Source organism: Nocardia sp. NBC_00881 (assembly GCF_045207455.1).
GTDB lineage: Bacteria > Actinomycetota > Actinomycetes > Mycobacteriales > Mycobacteriaceae > Nocardia.
The window spans coordinates 4,770,837-4,786,532 of record NZ_CP108798.1 but is presented as its reverse complement, the minus strand read 5'-3'; the positions used below and the strand labels follow the sequence as shown (position 1 = coordinate 4,786,532).

Sequence of the window (15,696 nt, the reverse complement as noted above, 5' to 3'; positions counted from 1 at the left end):
CGATCGGGGCTGTGGCTCCGGATCTGCGTATCGTACTTTCGTCCGGTGCGGCCACCGGGACGCACGGACAGATCTCGGAGAACTGAAAGCGCGGTCTCAGTCCGTTCTCAGTCGTCGTAGCCAAGCTGGTGGGCAGACGTGAGCAGAAACGAGGAGTCCATGACCGAGGATTCGAATGATCGCCGGGAGGAGCTGGGGACGGCGAACGCCGGAAAGGACCACCGGCCTCCCGAGCAGATCCACGGCGCACCGACAGACGCCCCGTTCGGTGGTGCGACCGGAGATGCGCCGCAGGGCGGAGTATTCGAGCCGCGGGAGGCGCACAGCCACGGTTATGGCCCGCAGGCGCACTATCCGCCGCAGCACGATCCGACCCAGCAGTTCCCGCGCCCGCAATACGCCGCCCCCTTCGACCCATCGAGGGGTGCTGCCTACGGTGCCCATCCCGCCGTTCCACCCCGCCCGTTCCGCACCGGCCTCGTCGTCGGCGCCGTAGCGCTCGCTCTGGTCAGCGGTGGCCTCGGCGGCGCGGTCGGCGCGCTGAGTACCCGCGGCGATGACGGCCGTGCACCGGTCGCCAACGCGTTGGACGCGCCGAAGCCGAATATCGGCAATGTCTCCAACGCCCCGGCCGGATCCACCCAGGCGGTCGCGCAGAAGGTACTGCCGAGCGTGGTCATGATCAAGGTGGCGAGCAGCAGGGCGGAAGGCGAGGGCTCCGGGGTGGTGCTGTCCTCCGACGGACTCGTCCTGACGAACAACCACGTGGCCGCGGGCGGCGGCCCGAACGCCAAGATGGAGGTCAGGTTCTCCGACGGCAGCACCGCACCTGCGACGCTGGTCGGCGCAGATCCGGTCTCCGACCTGGCCGTCGTCAAGGTATCAGGCAAGTCCGGTCTGACCCCGATCGAGTTGGGCACCTCGGCGACCCTGCAGGTCGGCCAGCCGGTCATCGCGATCGGCTCGCCGCTCGGCTTGGCGGGCACGGTCACCACCGGCATCGTGTCGGCGCTGAACCGTCCGGTCTCGACCATGGGCGCGGGCGACCAGAACCCGACGGCGGTGCAGCCGGTGATCGACGCTGTCCAGACCGACGCCGCGATCAACCCGGGTAACTCCGGCGGTGCCCTCGTCGATGGCAGCGGCAAGCTGATCGGCATCAACACCGCCATCGCCAGCCTTGGTGCCGACGAGACGAGCGGACAGCAGAGTGGCTCCATCGGCCTCGGCTTCGCCATCCCGGTGGACCAGGCCCGGCGGGTCGCCGACGAGCTGATCAAGACCGGCCACGCGACCTATGCGCAGATCGGCATCAAGATCCGGCCGCAGGACACCGTCACCGGTGCCAGGGTGCTGGAGCCCACGCCCGACGGCCCGGCCGCCAAAGCGGGTATCCCCGCAGGCTCGATCGTCACGAAGGTCGACGACCGGCCGATCGATTCCGGGAATGCTCTGGTCGCCGCGGTCCGCTCCCACCAACCAGGAGACAAGGTGAAGATCACCTACACCGACGAACAAGGCAACAACCCCAAGACGGTCGAGGTCACCCTCACCGGCGCGCCCGCGGACGGTGGCCGATGATGCGAGTGCTGCCCGGTGGGCGAGCCCCGTTGGTCGAGGTCGACGCCGACGTTCTCGGCGCGGCCGCCGAGCTGTTCGACGCAGGCGCTACGGTGAGCAGCATGGAAATCGATGCTCCTGTGGCGGGGCGTGCTCTGGTGGTGGTCGTCGACGATCGAACGGCGCATGGAGGTGTTGACTCTCTCGGCCCGCTGGTCACCGAGCTGCTCACCGAGGCGGGTTTCCTCGTGGACGCGTCGGTGTCGGTGCAGGCCGATGAGGTGGAGATCCGCAACGCGCTCAACACCGCGGTGATCGGCGGTGTCGACTTGGTGATCTCGGTCGGCGGCACAGGCATGTCCCCGCGCGACGTCACGCCGGAGGCCACCTCGCAAGTACTCGACCGTGAGCTGCCGGGAATCAGTGAGGCGCTGCGCTCCTCCGGCCGGGTCGCGGGTTCGCTGGACGCCGGTCTGTCCCGTGGGGTGGCAGGCGTATCCGGCAGCACGTTGGTGGTCAATCTGCCTGGCACTCGTTCCGCGATTCGCGACGGTATGGCCACGCTCGGGCCGCTCGCCAGCAAGGTGATCGGTGAGCTGTCCGGATTGGTCGAATAATCGCGGCTGCCACCCCCTCCGACGACCCTCGCCCGGCGGCCCGCCGGGCGAGGGATGCTGCGCGTCTCGCCGAAATTTTCGGTGACGCTCTCCCCGAGACCACGAGCGACGACCGCGGCGACGACCGCGGCGACGACCGCGGCGACGACCGCGGCGACGACCGCGGCGACGGCCGGTCCTCCGATGACTGGCTGCGCGCTCAGGTGCCTCCGCATCACGGTTGAGCCAGTTATCTACGTAGTTGCTACGTATTTGCGCGCTCCCGATGTCGTGATCGGCCCGAGATTACTTCCGAATCAAAGTAATTGCGGTGAAATCTTTTCGACCCTGTGTCGCATCTGATCACTGGCACTTCTGTGTTGATTCCCGATTGAATGTGTCCGCCTCGGGGTACCAGTCTTTTATCTATGCACGTCAAACCATATTCAGATGTTCGCAACTGTGATCTACGTCACGTTGAACATTATGAAAGCTCACATTGCAGTGTGGTTACCGAGCGTTTAATGTTCGCCATCGAGTCACCACCACTGGACCCCGAAGGCTTGGGTACCGCGCGTGCGTGGCGGCCTGGCGGGACCCGGCTCGGTTCCACTGCCACCTGGGCCGTCGCGCCGAAATTACAGCTGGTTACATGTCGGCAACAAAGGAGCGACACACTGAGCTGGGCCTGAGAGGACCACTGTCCAGCCTCGATGGTCGAGGTTGATTGTTTTAAACCTGATGAGGGGAAGTATGAGCGAGAACCGCACCATTGGTGTGCGCCGCGGTGCCCGCGTCGCGGGCATCGGCGCTGCCGCGGCCGTTGCCATGGGCCTGCTTTCGACCGGTGCTGCCAACGCCGATACCTTCGTGCCGTTGCCGGACGGCCAGAAGGCGGGGCCTGGCGTGACGATTACCCGGACGGGAGAGCGTGCCCTTATTTCGCCCTCTATGGCCGCAAACGGCGCTGGTCGCGTCGTCTGGGTGTCGGGCAACGCCGCTGCCGATGTCTCCGTCACGCCGGAAGGCACCGTCGGACCCAACAACGGTCCGGCCGGGGGCCCCGGTACCAACAACTCCTCGACCCACGGCGCGTCTCAGCTGAGCACCGGCTACGTCGTCGGCTGCCAGGTCAGCATCGCCGACGATGCGATCTCCGCGGGTGTGTCCGGTAGCGTCAACCTCAGCGGTGCCAGCGCCGGTGGCTCGATCGGTCTCAACCTCGGCCCCGGTGAGGTCAAGTTCGTTCAGATCGACTACAAGGACATCCTCAAGCCGGGTGTCTACTCCGTCGAGTACCAGGACGCCGAGATCCAGATCCAGGGCTGCGCGGGCTACGCGCAGGCACGTGCCTACACGGTTGTCGAGATCATCGGCGACCACTACTCGAAGACCACCCTCTATGGGATGCCCTTCAGCATCGGCTGACGTCTGTCGAATCCACACGAACGATCTTCCCGCTGAAGCGGACTCAACCCTCGAGGGGTACCAAGCATGATCAACCGTAAGAAGTTGGCACGGATGGCCGGTGTCGGCGCCGCTGCCACCATCGCCATGGGCCTGTTCTCCACCGGTGCGGCCAATGCCGACACCTTCGTCCCCCTGCCGGGCGGCGAGCTCACCAAGACGCTGTCCGACGGCACCGTGGTGACGATTCGCCTCGTCGGCGAGTCGGCCAACATCAACCCGTCCCTGGGCGACACGCCGGTGCACCGCAACGCGTGGGTGTCCGGTAGCGCCCAGGTCGAGCTGTCCGGCACGGCCGGCGGCAAGATCTTCCCCGGATACACCGTGGGCTGCCAGGTCAACATCGCCGGTGGCGGTGCCGTCGGCGGTGTCGACGGCAACATGGACTGGAGCGACGGCCAGAATGTCACCGGCGGCGTCGGCGCCAACTCCGGCGGCATCCTGGCGCTCGGACCCGGCCAGGCGAAGTCCTTCTACGTCCTCGATCTCGAGCAACCCGACGACTACGGCAACGAGGCGCACAAGACCCGCAACGCCTTCCAGGGCACCAGTGGCTCGGTCACCTGGTCCGACGAGACCATCGGCCTGTCCGGCTGTGGCGGCTACGCGCAAGCACGGGCGTTCGTCAGCGTCGAGGTCGAGACCGACAACGTCATCACCTGGGTGACGCTGTGGGGTCAGCCCTTCAGCCTCGGCTGATCGAACGCGGGTGAAAGACCCGCGAGCACCAAGGAAATGGGCCCGTCGCAGCTGCGACGGGCCCATTTCCATGTGAAAACGATTGCCACAGAACATCACCCGCGATGCTAACGGCATCGCTTGCGTTTCGACACAACTTGCTCGAAGTTCCCGAAAAGTCCGGTTGACACCGTATGTCACTGTTTGCCCGAAATTTCGAGAAAAAAGGGATCCCACGCAGATCACTTGGCGGAGAGAACATTCGAAGTGCTGTCGGCTCTGGCGGGACATGTTCGCCTCGAGCGCCTGGGGCGGGCAGCTGTCGACGCGCCCTGATCTACCCGTCGCTCGGACACCCTCGACGGGATGCGTTCAGCATCGGCCGACGTCGGTAGTATCTGTGAAATCTCTTTTCGCTGAAGCGAACTCAATCCTCGAAGGGTAACGACGTCATGATCGATCGTACGAAGCTGGCGCGCGCGGCCGGGCTGTGCGCGTCTGCGGTCATCACTATGGGCCTGCTGTCGACCGGCCCGGCCAACGCCGACACCTTCGTCCCCCTGCCGGGCGGCGAGGTCACCAAGACGCTGTCCGACGGCACCGTGGTGACGATTCGTCTGGTCGGTGAGTCCGCCGCCATCAGCCCGTCTCTCGGCGCGACGCCGGTGCACCGCAACGCGTGGGTGTCCGGTAGTGCTCAGGTCGAGTTGTCCGGCGCGGCAGGCGGGTCCATCTTTCCCGGCTATACCGTGGGTTGTCAGGTCAATATCGCGGGCGGCGGTGCCACCGGCGGTGTCGACGGCGGTGTCAACTGGAACGATGGGCGGAACGTGCGGCCGAGTGCCGGGGCGAACACGGGCGGCAATCTGTCGCTCGGCCCCGGCCAGGCCAGGTCGTTCTACGTGCTCGATCTCGAGCAGTCGGACGACTTCGGCAACGAGTCGCACAAGAAGCGCATCCGGTTCAGGGGCGACAGTGGCTCGGTCACCTGGGCGGACGAGACCATCGGTCTGTCCGGCTGTGGTGGTTATGCGCAGGCGCGGGCATTCGTCAGCGTCGAAGTGGAGACCGAAAACGTCATCACCTGGGTGACGCTGTGGGGAGCGCCGTTCAGCCTCGGCTGAGCGCCGAACGCCACCCCCATGCGAATGGGCCCGTCGCTATCGCGACGGGCCCGTTGCCTCCTGCGGCGCAGGAATTTCAGAACTCGTGCCGTCCGCCCCCGCTGGTCTGGCTCTCGGTGAGCAGATCGCGGATCTGAATCAGCACCTCCGAATCGGTGAGTGTGGTGTCGTCGGGCCTGAACCGCTTCTTCAGGTGCGTCGCGGGGAGCGCGAGCATGAGGTACAGCGCTGCGGCGATGATGAGGAAGTTGAGCACAGCCGTGATGATCGGACCGATCTGAACGAACGTCTCCGGGTTGTCGGCAACCAGCCAGAAACCGATATGTTTCTCGTCATTGCCGTACAAGACGGCGAGGATCGGATTGATGACGGCATTCGTGAACGCGGTGATGATCGCGACGAACGCAATGCCTATGACCACGGAAACCACCAAGTTGATGACATTTCCGCGGAAGAGAAACTCCTTGAAACCCTTGAGCATTGCCGATGTCTCCTCTTCGTGTGGAGCTGACCAGTTGTGCTCGGCGGTCCCGCCTGCCGGTATTTCAGATGCTAGATGATCTACATAGCAAATTGCGGGTTAACTTGACTGATCGGTATGTCCTCGGTCAATGGAAGACGACGGTGAGCGCCGTGCGCAGCGAGGCGACGGCTACGGCGGTCGCATGTTCGGCGTCCATCGCGACAAGCACCACGCGTTCGGCGGCGCCGCGCCCGTCGCCAGGGCTGGAGACCAGGATGACGGAGGCATCGGCAGCCAGGGTTCTGGCCGGTCGGGTGCCGGGTCCATTCGATTCCTCGGCGCCGACCACGTCGACTCGGTCGCCCGCGCGCAGGATTTCGGCGACCGCGGTATCGGCCAGCCGGATCGGTACGATCCTGGCGTCTCGCGCGCCCGTCGCTGCCGCGGCCAGCCGTGGACCGACGACGCGCAGGTCGGTGAAGACTTCGCCCTGATGCATGGCGCCGGTCAGTGTCGCACCGATCAGCGCGGTCGGATCGGCCACCGTGCCTGCGGGCAGTGTGCTCGCTTCGCGCGCCGCCGAGCGCAGATCGCCCGCTTCCAGGAGGCGTCCCGGCGTCAGATCCCGGCCTGCGACGATGACCGTCGTTCGCTCGGCGCCAGGGTCGCCGCGGAAGAAAAGGAATGCTGCGAGTACGGCGAGAGCGGCGGCGAGCAGCCGTCGAGCGAGCAGGGCGTCAGCCCAGGATGGGCGCTGCCACGCCGGGTGCCAGCCGCCCCGGCCGAGGTCGGCGAGTGCGCGAGTCATGGCCGGATCTTATGGCCGGGTGCAGGCCGACCCGGCGGGAGAACGGCGGGTTGTGGATAGTGGAATGCCTGTGGAAAACCGTCGAATCAGCTGGCCACGGCGGTGCTGGTCGAGGCGGAGGAGCCGCTCGACGAGCTGGAATCGGAGGACGAACTGGAATCGGAGGACGAACTGCCCGAGCCGCTGTCGGACTTGGCGGGGTCGCTCGCGGTGGAGCCGCCGCCGCGGCTGTCGGTCCGGTAGAAGCCGCTGCCCTTGAAGACGATGCCGACCGAGTTGAACAGCTTGCGCAGCTTCCCCGAGCACTCCGAGCACACGCTCAGTGCCTCGTCGGAGAAGGACTGAACGATGTCGAAGCGGTTATCACACTGGGTGCACGCATACGAGTAAGTTGGCACAGGATCCTCCCGCGGGTTCGTCAATCTGGCACTCTACAGCCGACAGTGCCAACACCGCCAATCGATGTTTCATTCCGCGGCCACATCGCCGCCCAGTCGTCGCAGTCCGTGGCGCGGAGTGAGGACCCAGCCCATGCGCAGATCATGAGGTTCCTCCGGCAGTCGCTCGACGAGTTCGTCGTCCCTTATCACCGCGACCAACCGGGCGTCGGAGCGTGCGGCCGACAGGGTTCGGTCGTAGTAGCCCGCGCCGCGTCCTAGGCGGACGCCGCGCCGGTCGACCGCGAGAGCGGGGACCAGGATCAGCTCGGCCCGGCCGACAGCGGCAGGCGGCAGCACCGCGCCGGTTGGTTCCAGCAGCCCATAGCGCGCCCGGCGCAGTGTCTCCCCGCCGGTGTACTCGGCCCAGCTCAGCGGTCCGGGCGGGCCGGTGACCGGCAGCATTACCTGCGCACCGCCCGCCCGCAAGGCCTCCAGCATCGCCGTCGACCCAGGCTCCAGCCCGACCGGCACGTACGCGCATACCCACTCCCGCGCGCCGAGCGTACCGACCGCCGCGGCCAATTCGAGTGCCTCGTGCTCCCGTTCCGTGGCGCTCACCACAGCCCGCCGGGCGACCAGTTCGGCGCGCCATGCATGTTTGTCGCGCTGGCCGGGCATCTCCACAGTGATCACCATAGGCTCACCGGGTGCCGGGTCGGCGCGATGCCGTTCCGGCGGCGTGATGGACGGATAGGGTATGCGCATGACAGCAAAGGCCGGACAGCCTGGTGACACCGCGTTGGTGTCGTGCTTCCGCACGGCCGTGGTGCCCGCGGCCGGGCTCGGAACACGGTTCCTGCCCGCTACCAAGACAGTGCCCAAGGAACTCCTCCCGGTGGTGGACACCCCGGGTATCGAACTGGTCGCCACCGAGGCCGCGAGCTCGGGCGCCGAGCGGCTGGTGATCGTCACCTCCCCGGGCAAGGACGGCGTCGTCGCGCACTTCGTCGAAGACCTGGTGCTGGAGAGCACGCTGGCCGAGCGCGGCAAGTTCCACCTGCTGGAGAAGGTGCGCAAGGCGCCGGGACTGCTCGACGTCACCTCCGTCGTGCAGGAGGAGCCGCTCGGACTCGGCCACGCGGTCGCCCAGGCGGAGAAGGTCCTCGATGACGACGAGGACGCGATCGCGGTGCTGCTGCCGGACGATCTCGTGCTGCCCTGCGGTGTGCTCGACGTGATGAGCCGGGTGCGCCGCAAGCGCGGCGGAACGGTGCTGTGCGCCATCGACGTACCGAAGAACGAGGTCAGCGCCTACGGTGTGTTCGACGTCGCGACGGTGCCCGACGCCGTGAACCCGAATGTGCTGCGCGTCAACGGAATGGTGGAGAAGCCTGCCCTCGCCGAGGCGCCCTCGACCTTCGCCGCCGCCGGCCGGTACCTCTTGGACCGCGCCATCTTCGATGCGCTGCGCCGCATCGAGCCCGGCGCCGGCGGCGAGCTGCAACTCACCGACGCCGTCGCACTGCTCATCTCCGAGGGACATCCGGTTCACGTCGTTGTGCACCGTGGGTCGCGCCACGATTTGGGCAACCCGGGCGGTTATCTTCGTGCTGCGGTCGATTTCGCTTTGGAACGTGAGGAATACGGCCCCGCCCTACGGGAGTGGCTGCAGCACCGCCTCGGTCCGGACTGGGATCCGCAGCTGACGACCTACGACTGACGACGGTTCGGTCGGGTTTCGCCGAGCGTGGACCGTCGGGTACGAATGAGGGTTCACCGCGGTGCGCGCGAACGCGGGTGCGCCGCGCGATCACGATGTGGCGGAGTCGGATGGAGTGCGGAGAGGATCAGGAAGGGCTGGATGCGCTCGGTTGAGGATCAGCAGATCAAGGTGACCGCGGCGGCGGTCGCGCCTCGGCCGGTCCGGGTCGCGATTTCCGAGGCCCAGGGGCTGTTGTGCGCCGAGGATGTCGTCACCGAGCGGCCGCTGCCCGGCTTCGATCAGGCCGCGATCGACGGTTACGCGGTGCGCAGCGTCGACGTCGCCTCCGCGGGAGCCGACATCCGCAATGAGGACGGCGATCTCGTCGACCTGACGCTCCCCGTCGTCGGCGAGGTGGTGGCCGGATCGCGTCAGCCGATTCGGCTGCAGCCGCGTCAGACCGTTCGGGTGGACACCGGCGCGCCGATGCCCACCCTCGCCGACGCCGTGCTTCCGCTGGACTTCACCGACGGCGGGCGGTCCAGAATCAAGGTGTACGAGCCGGTACGCTCCGGCGACTACGTGCGGCGCATCGGCGACGACGTGCAGCCGGGCGACGTCGCGGTGCGCGCGGGAACCATCATCGGTGCGGCCCAGGTGGGTCTGCTCGCCGCGGTCGGGCAGGACAAGGTGCTGGTGCACCCGCGTCCCCGGCTGTCGGTGATCTCGATCGGCGGCGAGTTGATCGACATCGATCGCACACCCGGCCCGGGACAGGTCTACGACGTGAACTCCTACGCGCTGGCCGCGGCCGCGCGGGACGCCGGCGCGGACGTGAACCGCGTCGGCATCGTGAGTTCCGATCCGCGCCGACTGCGCGACGTCGTCGAGGGGCAGTTGGTGCGCTCCGAGGTCGTCGTCATCGCGGGTGCGGTCGGCGGCTGGGCCTCCGAGCAGGTCTGTGAGGCGCTCGAAGGCCTGGGGGAACTCGAAATCACCCGCGTGGCCATGCATCCTGGATCGGTGCAAGGTTTCGGCAAGCTCGGTCGCGACGAGGTGCCGACCTTTCTGCTGCCGTCCAACCCGGTCGGCGCGCTGGTGGTCTTCGAGGTGATGGTGCGGCCGCTGATCCGAATCGCTTTGGGGCGCAGGCATCCCATGCGCCGGGTCATCCACGCCAGGACCATCACGCCGATCAACTCCATGGCCGGGCGCAAGGGGTATCTGCGTGCACAGCTCATGCGCGACGAGGCGACCGGCGATTACCTGGTGCAGCCCCTCGGCACCACGAATTCGTCCTCGCACCTGCTCGCGACGCTCGCCGAGGCGAACAGCCTGATCGTGATAGACCCGGAAGACATCGAGATTCGCACCGGCGACGAGGTCCAGGTCGCTTTTCTCGCACAGCGTGGCTGAGACGTGGAAGCGATGAACGTCTTCCGGGCCACGCAGCATCCGGGGTGGCCCGCGCGACTCGGCCCGGTGGGTGTCGCGGCGGGACAGGTGACCTTGCGTCCGGTGCGGCTGCGCGACGCGGCGGCGTGGAGCCGAATTCGTTTGCGCGACAGGGCACATCTCGAGCCGTGGGAGCCGACCGGTCGCGGTGCCTGGGAGGCGCGCAACCACGCGTCCAACTGGCCCTCGCTGTGGTCGAGCCTGAAGGCGGAGGCGCGGCGTGGCGCGATGATCCCGTTGGTGATCGAGGTCGACGGCGCGTTCAGCGGGCAGCTGACCATCGGAAATATCATGCGCGGTGCGCTGCGCTCGGCCTGGATCGGCTACTGGGTCGCCAAGGACCTCAGCGGACAGGGGGTGGCGACCGCGGCGCTGGCGCTCGGCCTCGATCATTGCTTCGGACCGGTCGGTCTGCACCGAGTCGAGGCGACCGTGCGACCGGAGAATATGGCCAGCCAGGCGGTGCTGCGCAATGTCGGGTTCCGGGAGGAGGGGCTGCTGCGGCGCTACCTCGACGTCGACGGTGCGTGGCGGGATCACCTGCTGGTCGGCCTGACCGTCGAGGAGGTGGCCGGAACGGTCCTGGACCGGCTGGTTCGGGAGGGGCGGGCCAGCCTGCTGTGAACCCGGCGCGCCAGTGTTCCCGAGGCGCGATGAGAGTGGTGGGAATGTGACGGATGTGGCGGATGTGCACGGCGCGCCTGCCGGATCTTGCCGCTACCCGGAATTAGCCTACGGACGTCGATGGTGCGTCTTGTGCCATCGGCAGGGAGCCTGCGAGGCGACCGGCGTCCAGCCGCTGCGTCGGATGGAGACCGGAGGGACGCGGGGCGTGTTACGCACCGCTCGCGGGCCGAGCCGGACAAATCCAGGCGGGGACGGAGGTGCTGACCGAGATGCCGAATTCGATCCTGTGGATCGGTCTGGTCGTGCTCTGGGTCTTCGTCCTGTTCCCGATTCTCGCCGACCGCCACCCGAGAATCCGCCGGACCACCGACGCCGCGCTGGCGACCAGGGTCCTGCACCGTGGCGGCGGCAAACGACGTCTCAGAAAAGGCCCGGCTGCCGGGCATGAAACCGACCCGAACTGGCGGCCCCGCCGCGTACCGAGAAAGTATTCCCACAGCGATGATGCGGAGGACCGGATGACAACACCGGCCGACGAGCCCGTCACCGAGGCTGACGAGGAAGACACCACCGCGGCCGCCGAGTCCGCGGAATTCGACATCGCTGACGCCGAATCGGATGACATCGAGGCAGCCGACGCAGACCTCGAGTCCGTCGAATCGGACGACGAGTCGGCGGATTACGAGTCGGATTACGAATCGGCGGATTACGAGTCGGATGACTACGAAGCCGCCGAAGTCGCTGCGCGGAACGACGCGGCGACCGATGATGACGGCGTGGGCGAATACCACCCCGAATCGACCGCGGCGAGAATCCCGCCCGCGCGCTCCACCGCGCCGGCCCGCCAGACCCACGACGAAGACGACGAAACCTATTCGGACGACCCCGAATTCGTTCCCACGCGCCGCGGCCGCGGCGGTTTCGACCCTGAGGCCGACGCCATCGCCCGCGCGGCCCGCTACACCTTCCGCCAGCGTGCCGTGCTCGGCCTCGTACTCGCGGCCATCCTGTGCGGCGCCCTCGCGGTCGTGTTCACCCCGCTGCTGTGGTGGGCCTCCGGGCTCGCCACGGTCGTGCTGGTGGGCTACCTCGCTTATCTGCGCAAGCAGGTGCGAATGGAAGAGGAGATCCGCCGCAGGCGGGCCGCCCGCCTCTCCCGCAGCCAGCAGCTCGGCGACGCAGGTCACCGCCCACGCCAAGCCGGCGCCCGCGTACCGCACAGCAGCATGGACCGCGACACCGCGCGTGCCCTCCGCCGCCGCTCCGCACTCGTGGAGCCCGATGACGATGACCCCATGTTCGACCACCTCGACCCCTTCGACCCCGCCGCCGCCCGCGCCCTGCGCACCCGCACCAGCGGCGACATCCGCCGCGCCGCGGGCGAGTAGCACCACCATCCGGGCAGTTCAGCCCACCGATTCGGAGACTCCACCGGTGGCCTGATACAGTGTCACAGCGCGGTTCCCCGGAGCCGCACGGGGCTATAGCGCAGTTGGTAGCGCGTCTCGTTCGCATCGAGAAGGTCAGGGGTTCGATTCCCCTTAGCTCCACCAAGCTTGTCATTGCGTGAACATTTTTCTATGAGGCCCTGACCGGCGGTCTTCCTCCGGTTGGGGTTTGTTCATGTGTGGGTGTTGGGGTCGGTGGGTGGTTGGGGGAGGGGTATCGCGGACAGGCGGTGTGGGAGCGCAGCCCACGATTGGCAGCCAGCGGCCTCTAACCCTCGACCCACCCGCATACTCGAGACATCGAGCAAAGGCGCAAGCGGATTCCTACGCCGAGGGTGGTGATCGGATCGACCGACTCCCGGGAGCATTGGATCAGGACGCCAACGTCATGACCCGAACATCTAGATGGTGGAGGGGACCTCGTTGTACTCCATGAACACGACCGGGGCCTTGTTGTCGACCACGATGCGGCCGAGTAGGTCTGTCAGCGCGTCCCGCTCGGCGGGAGTCAGGCCTGCGGAAAGTTGGTCGATTCGGCGGCAGGTTTCGGTGTAGAAGTCTTCGGCGAGTTCGCGGCCTTTGGGAGTCAAGGCGACTCGTACCGAGCGCGCGTCGTGCTCGCCCGGCTCGCGTTGGAGCAGGCCGTTGCGTTCGGTGCGGTCGACCATGCCGGTGAGGCTGGATTTGGCCAGGTTGAGCAGCGACCCGAGTTCCCCCATGCCGTATGGCCGCGCCATCAGTACGCAAAGCAGCTGGCCCTGTTGTGGGGTGAGCCCGTATTCACGTCCGGATTCGGCGTACACGGCATTCACCAGAAACGCCGATCTCACCAGTCCGGTGACTACGCTCATTCCGTCTGCGTGTCTGCCCATATCGCAAAGTCTACCGTGCTCAGTTCGTGGGGCGAACTACTTGGTCTCACCGCATTTCTGGACGGACACCCGCGGATACAGCGGGCGGGCGGGGTGACGGGCCACGCCTGCTGGATACCGTGCGTTCAGCCTCGGCTGGCGACGGCGTCGACTTCGAACTTCGTGCCGAGCCGCGCGAGCGTCACGACGCCGAGCAAAGTCTGGGTTGCCGGGCGGTCACCCGAGATCGCGGCGACCTTCACGCCGGGATCGCGACCTCGTCCAGATCGTGGCCGCGATCGGACTTGCGGTTCGTAGTACGAACTAATATGGTTCGTACTACGAACATAATTTCTCGTTACGCGGTGACGTCGGACAGTTCCCAGGTCCGGACGGGCGTCCCCGGTGGACGCCGCGACGGTCGCCCAGTGTAGGGGCGCCGATCTGCGCACCGGACGGTTCACCGAACAGTTCGGTCCGACCGCAGTCTGAAAGGCTTGACACGCAATGGAATACACCCGCCTCGGTCGCAGTGGGCTATCGGTGTCCCGACTCGTTCTGGGAACCATGAACTTCGGGCCGGAAACCTCCGAAACAGACAGTCACGCCGTCATGGACTCCGCACACGAGCACGGCATCAACTTTTTCGACACCGCCGACGTCTACGGCGCCAGACCAGCTGGAGGAGTCACCGAGCAGATCATCGGCCGCTGGTTCGAGCGCGGCGGCGGCCGGCGGGACAAAACGGTCCTGGCCACCAAGGTCTATCTCCCGACAGGTGAGTGGCCCAACAACGGCGGACTGTCCGCGCGCCATATCATGGGCGCCTGCGAATCCTCCCTGCGACGGCTACAAACCGACCACATCGATCTGTACCAGATGCACCATATCGACCGGAACACGCCCTGGGAGGAGATCTGGGAAGCGTTCACCGTACTGCGTCAGCAGGGCAAGGTGCTCTACTTCGGCTCATCCAATTTCGCCGGCTGGCACATCGCGCAGGCACAGGAGGCCGCGCGGACGCGGCATTTCCTCGGCTTGGTCAGCGAGCAGTCGATCTACAACCTGATGAACCGCTGGATCGAACTGGAAGTATTGCCCGCGGCACGCGACTACGGTATCGGCGTCATCGCATGGTCGCCGCTGAACGCTGGAGTACTCGGCGGGGTCCTGCGCAAACAGCTTGACGGCAGATCCGCTCGCGGCAGCTCCGGGCGGTCGGTGGCAACCGTGGCCGAACACCGGGAAACCATCGCGGCATACGAGAAGTTGTGCGCGCTGATCGGCGTGGATCCCGCTCATGTCGGACTGGCGTGGCTGCTCGCGCAGGACGGCGTCACCGGTCCGATCATCGGCCCCCGCACCATCGAACAGGTCGAAAGCTCCGTGCGAGCACTCGACGTGAGGCTCGACGCCGGAACGCTCGCCGAGCTCGACGAACTGTTTCCGCCACCCGGCCTGAACGGCGCGAAGCCCGCGCCCGAGGCCTATGCCTGGTGACCATGCCCGTCCGCGCACCCGCACCGTGGGCAGAGGACCTCACCATCGACCGACCTTCTTGCAACGAAAGGCAGTACCCGTGAACAGGCCAGAAGTCATATTCGGTTTCGGAGCGCACAGCAGCATCGACGACCGGCCACAGCTGCTGCGGATGGCGCAACAGGCCGACAACGACGGACTCGACATCTTCTCGCTGTCGGATCACCCTTACATCGGTGAACGCCTGGACGCCTATGCCGCCATTGCGTTTATTCTCGGTGGTACACAAAGAATCTCGGGTTTAGCAAACGTCACCAACCTGCCCACCCGCCCCGCACCGATGCTGGCCCGGACAGTGACGTCACTGTCGGCCTTGTCCGGCGGCCGCATCGTCGTCGGCATGGGAGCGGGCGGGTTGTGGGATCGCATCGCCGCCATGGGCGTGCCGCGGCTGTCACCGGGCGAGGCCGTCGAGGCGTTCGAAGAGGCGATCACCGTGATCCGGAAACTGTCTGGGGGTGGAAACGCGATCACGCACCGAGGACGCCACTACCAGCTGGACCGGATCGAGCCCGCGCCTGTCGCCGCACCGCCGGTGTGGACCGGGTCCGTCGGCGGGAAATCGCTGGCCGCTACCGGACGCGTCGCCGATGGCTGGATCCCCGGACACGCAGCGGACTGGCTCAGTGCGAGGTACCGGCATTCGCGCCCGATCATCGATGAGGCCGCGGCAGCGGCAGGCCGCCAACCACGGGAAGTCCGCACGGTATTCAACTTCCCCGGTCGGATCACCGACCGACCGCTCTTGGCCACGCGTGACAACGAGGGTCGTTGGATCGGCGGCTCCGTAGACCAGTGGGTCGAGGAACTGACCGGCGCCGTGCTCGACCACGATGCCTCAGGATTCATCCTTTTCTCGCCCGAGGGGGGTACGCAGGATCTGGACTCCTTGCAGCGGTGGGGCGGCGAGATCGTCCCGGCCGTTCGTGCGGCGCTCGCCAAGGAGGGGTTGAGCCGTATTCCTACCTGACTGGACTGGTCGTGCATCGTCGCCACAC

16 protein-coding genes and 1 tRNA gene are annotated in these 15,696 nt (G+C 66.8%); 12 read left to right on the top strand and 5 right to left on the bottom strand.

The annotated features are described in order from the left end of the window. The first annotated feature begins 159 nt into the window (after positions 1-159). The 5 genes from OH799_RS20170 to OH799_RS20150 all read left to right on the top strand — a co-directional run bounded on the left by OH799_RS20170 (position 160) and on the right by OH799_RS20150 (position 5,425). Positions 160-1,581 carry a S1C family serine protease gene (locus OH799_RS20170; RefSeq protein ID WP_406266331.1) on the top strand — a complete coding sequence of 474 codons (1,422 nt, stop codon included), beginning with the start codon at positions 160-162 and terminating at the stop codon, positions 1,579-1,581. Between the two features lie 101 nt (positions 1,582-1,682). Further along, entirely contained in the window at positions 1,683-2,177 is a 495-nt protein-coding gene (locus tag OH799_RS20165) for a MogA/MoaB family molybdenum cofactor biosynthesis protein (protein WP_357270904.1), read from the top strand. Between the two features lie 732 nt (positions 2,178-2,909). Then, positions 2,910-3,584 (top strand): MspA family porin, encoded by a 675-nt coding sequence (locus tag OH799_RS20160; RefSeq protein WP_357270814.1) that lies wholly within the window; start codon positions 2,910-2,912, stop codon positions 3,582-3,584. A gap of 66 nt (positions 3,585-3,650) precedes the next feature. Continuing rightward, complete coding sequence (locus OH799_RS20155) at positions 3,651-4,322, top strand: MspA family porin (RefSeq protein ID WP_406266328.1); 672 nt, start codon at positions 3,651-3,653, stop codon at positions 4,320-4,322. A 431-nt stretch (positions 4,323-4,753) separates the two neighbouring features. Next, positions 4,754-5,425 (top strand): MspA family porin, encoded by a 672-nt coding sequence (locus OH799_RS20150; RefSeq protein WP_406266325.1) that lies wholly within the window; start codon positions 4,754-4,756, stop codon positions 5,423-5,425. Positions 5,426-5,501: 76 nt separating this feature from the next. Here OH799_RS20150 and mscL read toward each other — a convergent pair whose 3' ends face one another. The 4 genes from mscL to OH799_RS20130 all read right to left on the bottom strand — a co-directional run bounded on the left by mscL (position 5,502) and on the right by OH799_RS20130 (position 7,772). After that, complete coding sequence (mscL, locus tag OH799_RS20145; RefSeq protein ID WP_406266322.1) at positions 5,502-5,906, bottom strand: large conductance mechanosensitive channel protein MscL; 405 nt, start codon at positions 5,904-5,906, stop codon at positions 5,502-5,504. A gap of 127 nt (positions 5,907-6,033) precedes the next feature. Beyond that, positions 6,034-6,696, bottom strand: coding sequence for an SAF domain-containing protein (locus OH799_RS20140; RefSeq protein WP_406266319.1), 663 nt, complete (start codon positions 6,694-6,696; stop codon positions 6,034-6,036). Between the two features lie 86 nt (positions 6,697-6,782). After that, complete coding sequence (locus tag OH799_RS20135) at positions 6,783-7,094, bottom strand: FmdB family zinc ribbon protein (protein WP_406266316.1); 312 nt, start codon at positions 7,092-7,094, stop codon at positions 6,783-6,785. 69 nt (positions 7,095-7,163) lie between these two features. Then, a complete protein-coding gene (locus OH799_RS20130) occupies positions 7,164-7,772 on the bottom strand; it encodes a 5-formyltetrahydrofolate cyclo-ligase (RefSeq protein ID WP_406266313.1) in 609 nt (202 codons plus the stop codon). A gap of 67 nt (positions 7,773-7,839) precedes the next feature. Between OH799_RS20130 and OH799_RS20125 the strand changes: the two genes are divergently transcribed. The 5 genes from OH799_RS20125 to OH799_RS20105 all read left to right on the top strand — a co-directional run bounded on the left by OH799_RS20125 (position 7,840) and on the right by OH799_RS20105 (position 12,413). Continuing rightward, a complete protein-coding gene (locus OH799_RS20125) occupies positions 7,840-8,796 on the top strand; it encodes a UTP--glucose-1-phosphate uridylyltransferase (protein WP_406266310.1) in 957 nt (318 codons plus the stop codon). Positions 8,797-8,937: 141 nt separating this feature from the next. After that, positions 8,938-10,194, top strand: coding sequence for a gephyrin-like molybdotransferase Glp (glp, locus tag OH799_RS20120; protein WP_406266307.1), 1,257 nt, complete (start codon positions 8,938-8,940; stop codon positions 10,192-10,194). A 12-nt stretch (positions 10,195-10,206) separates the two neighbouring features. Continuing rightward, positions 10,207-10,857, top strand: coding sequence for a GNAT family N-acetyltransferase (locus tag OH799_RS20115; RefSeq protein ID WP_406266304.1), 651 nt, complete (start codon positions 10,207-10,209; stop codon positions 10,855-10,857). Between the two features lie 272 nt (positions 10,858-11,129). Continuing rightward, positions 11,130-12,248 (top strand): gephyrin-like molybdotransferase receptor GlpR, encoded by a 1,119-nt coding sequence (glpR, locus tag OH799_RS20110; RefSeq protein WP_406266300.1) that lies wholly within the window; start codon positions 11,130-11,132, stop codon positions 12,246-12,248. Between the two features lie 89 nt (positions 12,249-12,337). Beyond that, positions 12,338-12,413 (top strand) — tRNA-Ala (locus tag OH799_RS20105). Between the two features lie 296 nt (positions 12,414-12,709). Here OH799_RS20105 and OH799_RS20100 read toward each other — a convergent pair. Then, positions 12,710-13,180, bottom strand: a complete 471-nt coding sequence (locus tag OH799_RS20100) for a MarR family winged helix-turn-helix transcriptional regulator (protein ID WP_406266297.1) — start codon at positions 13,178-13,180, stop codon at positions 12,710-12,712. 486 nt (positions 13,181-13,666) lie between these two features. Here OH799_RS20100 and OH799_RS20095 point away from each other — a divergent pair, with 486 nt between their 5' ends. Continuing rightward, complete coding sequence (locus tag OH799_RS20095) at positions 13,667-14,659, top strand: aldo/keto reductase (RefSeq protein WP_406266295.1); 993 nt, start codon at positions 13,667-13,669, stop codon at positions 14,657-14,659. Positions 14,660-14,738: 79 nt separating this feature from the next. Then, a complete protein-coding gene (locus OH799_RS20090; RefSeq protein WP_406266292.1) occupies positions 14,739-15,668 on the top strand; it encodes an LLM class flavin-dependent oxidoreductase in 930 nt (309 codons plus the stop codon). Positions 15,669-15,696: the final 28 nt, after the last annotated feature.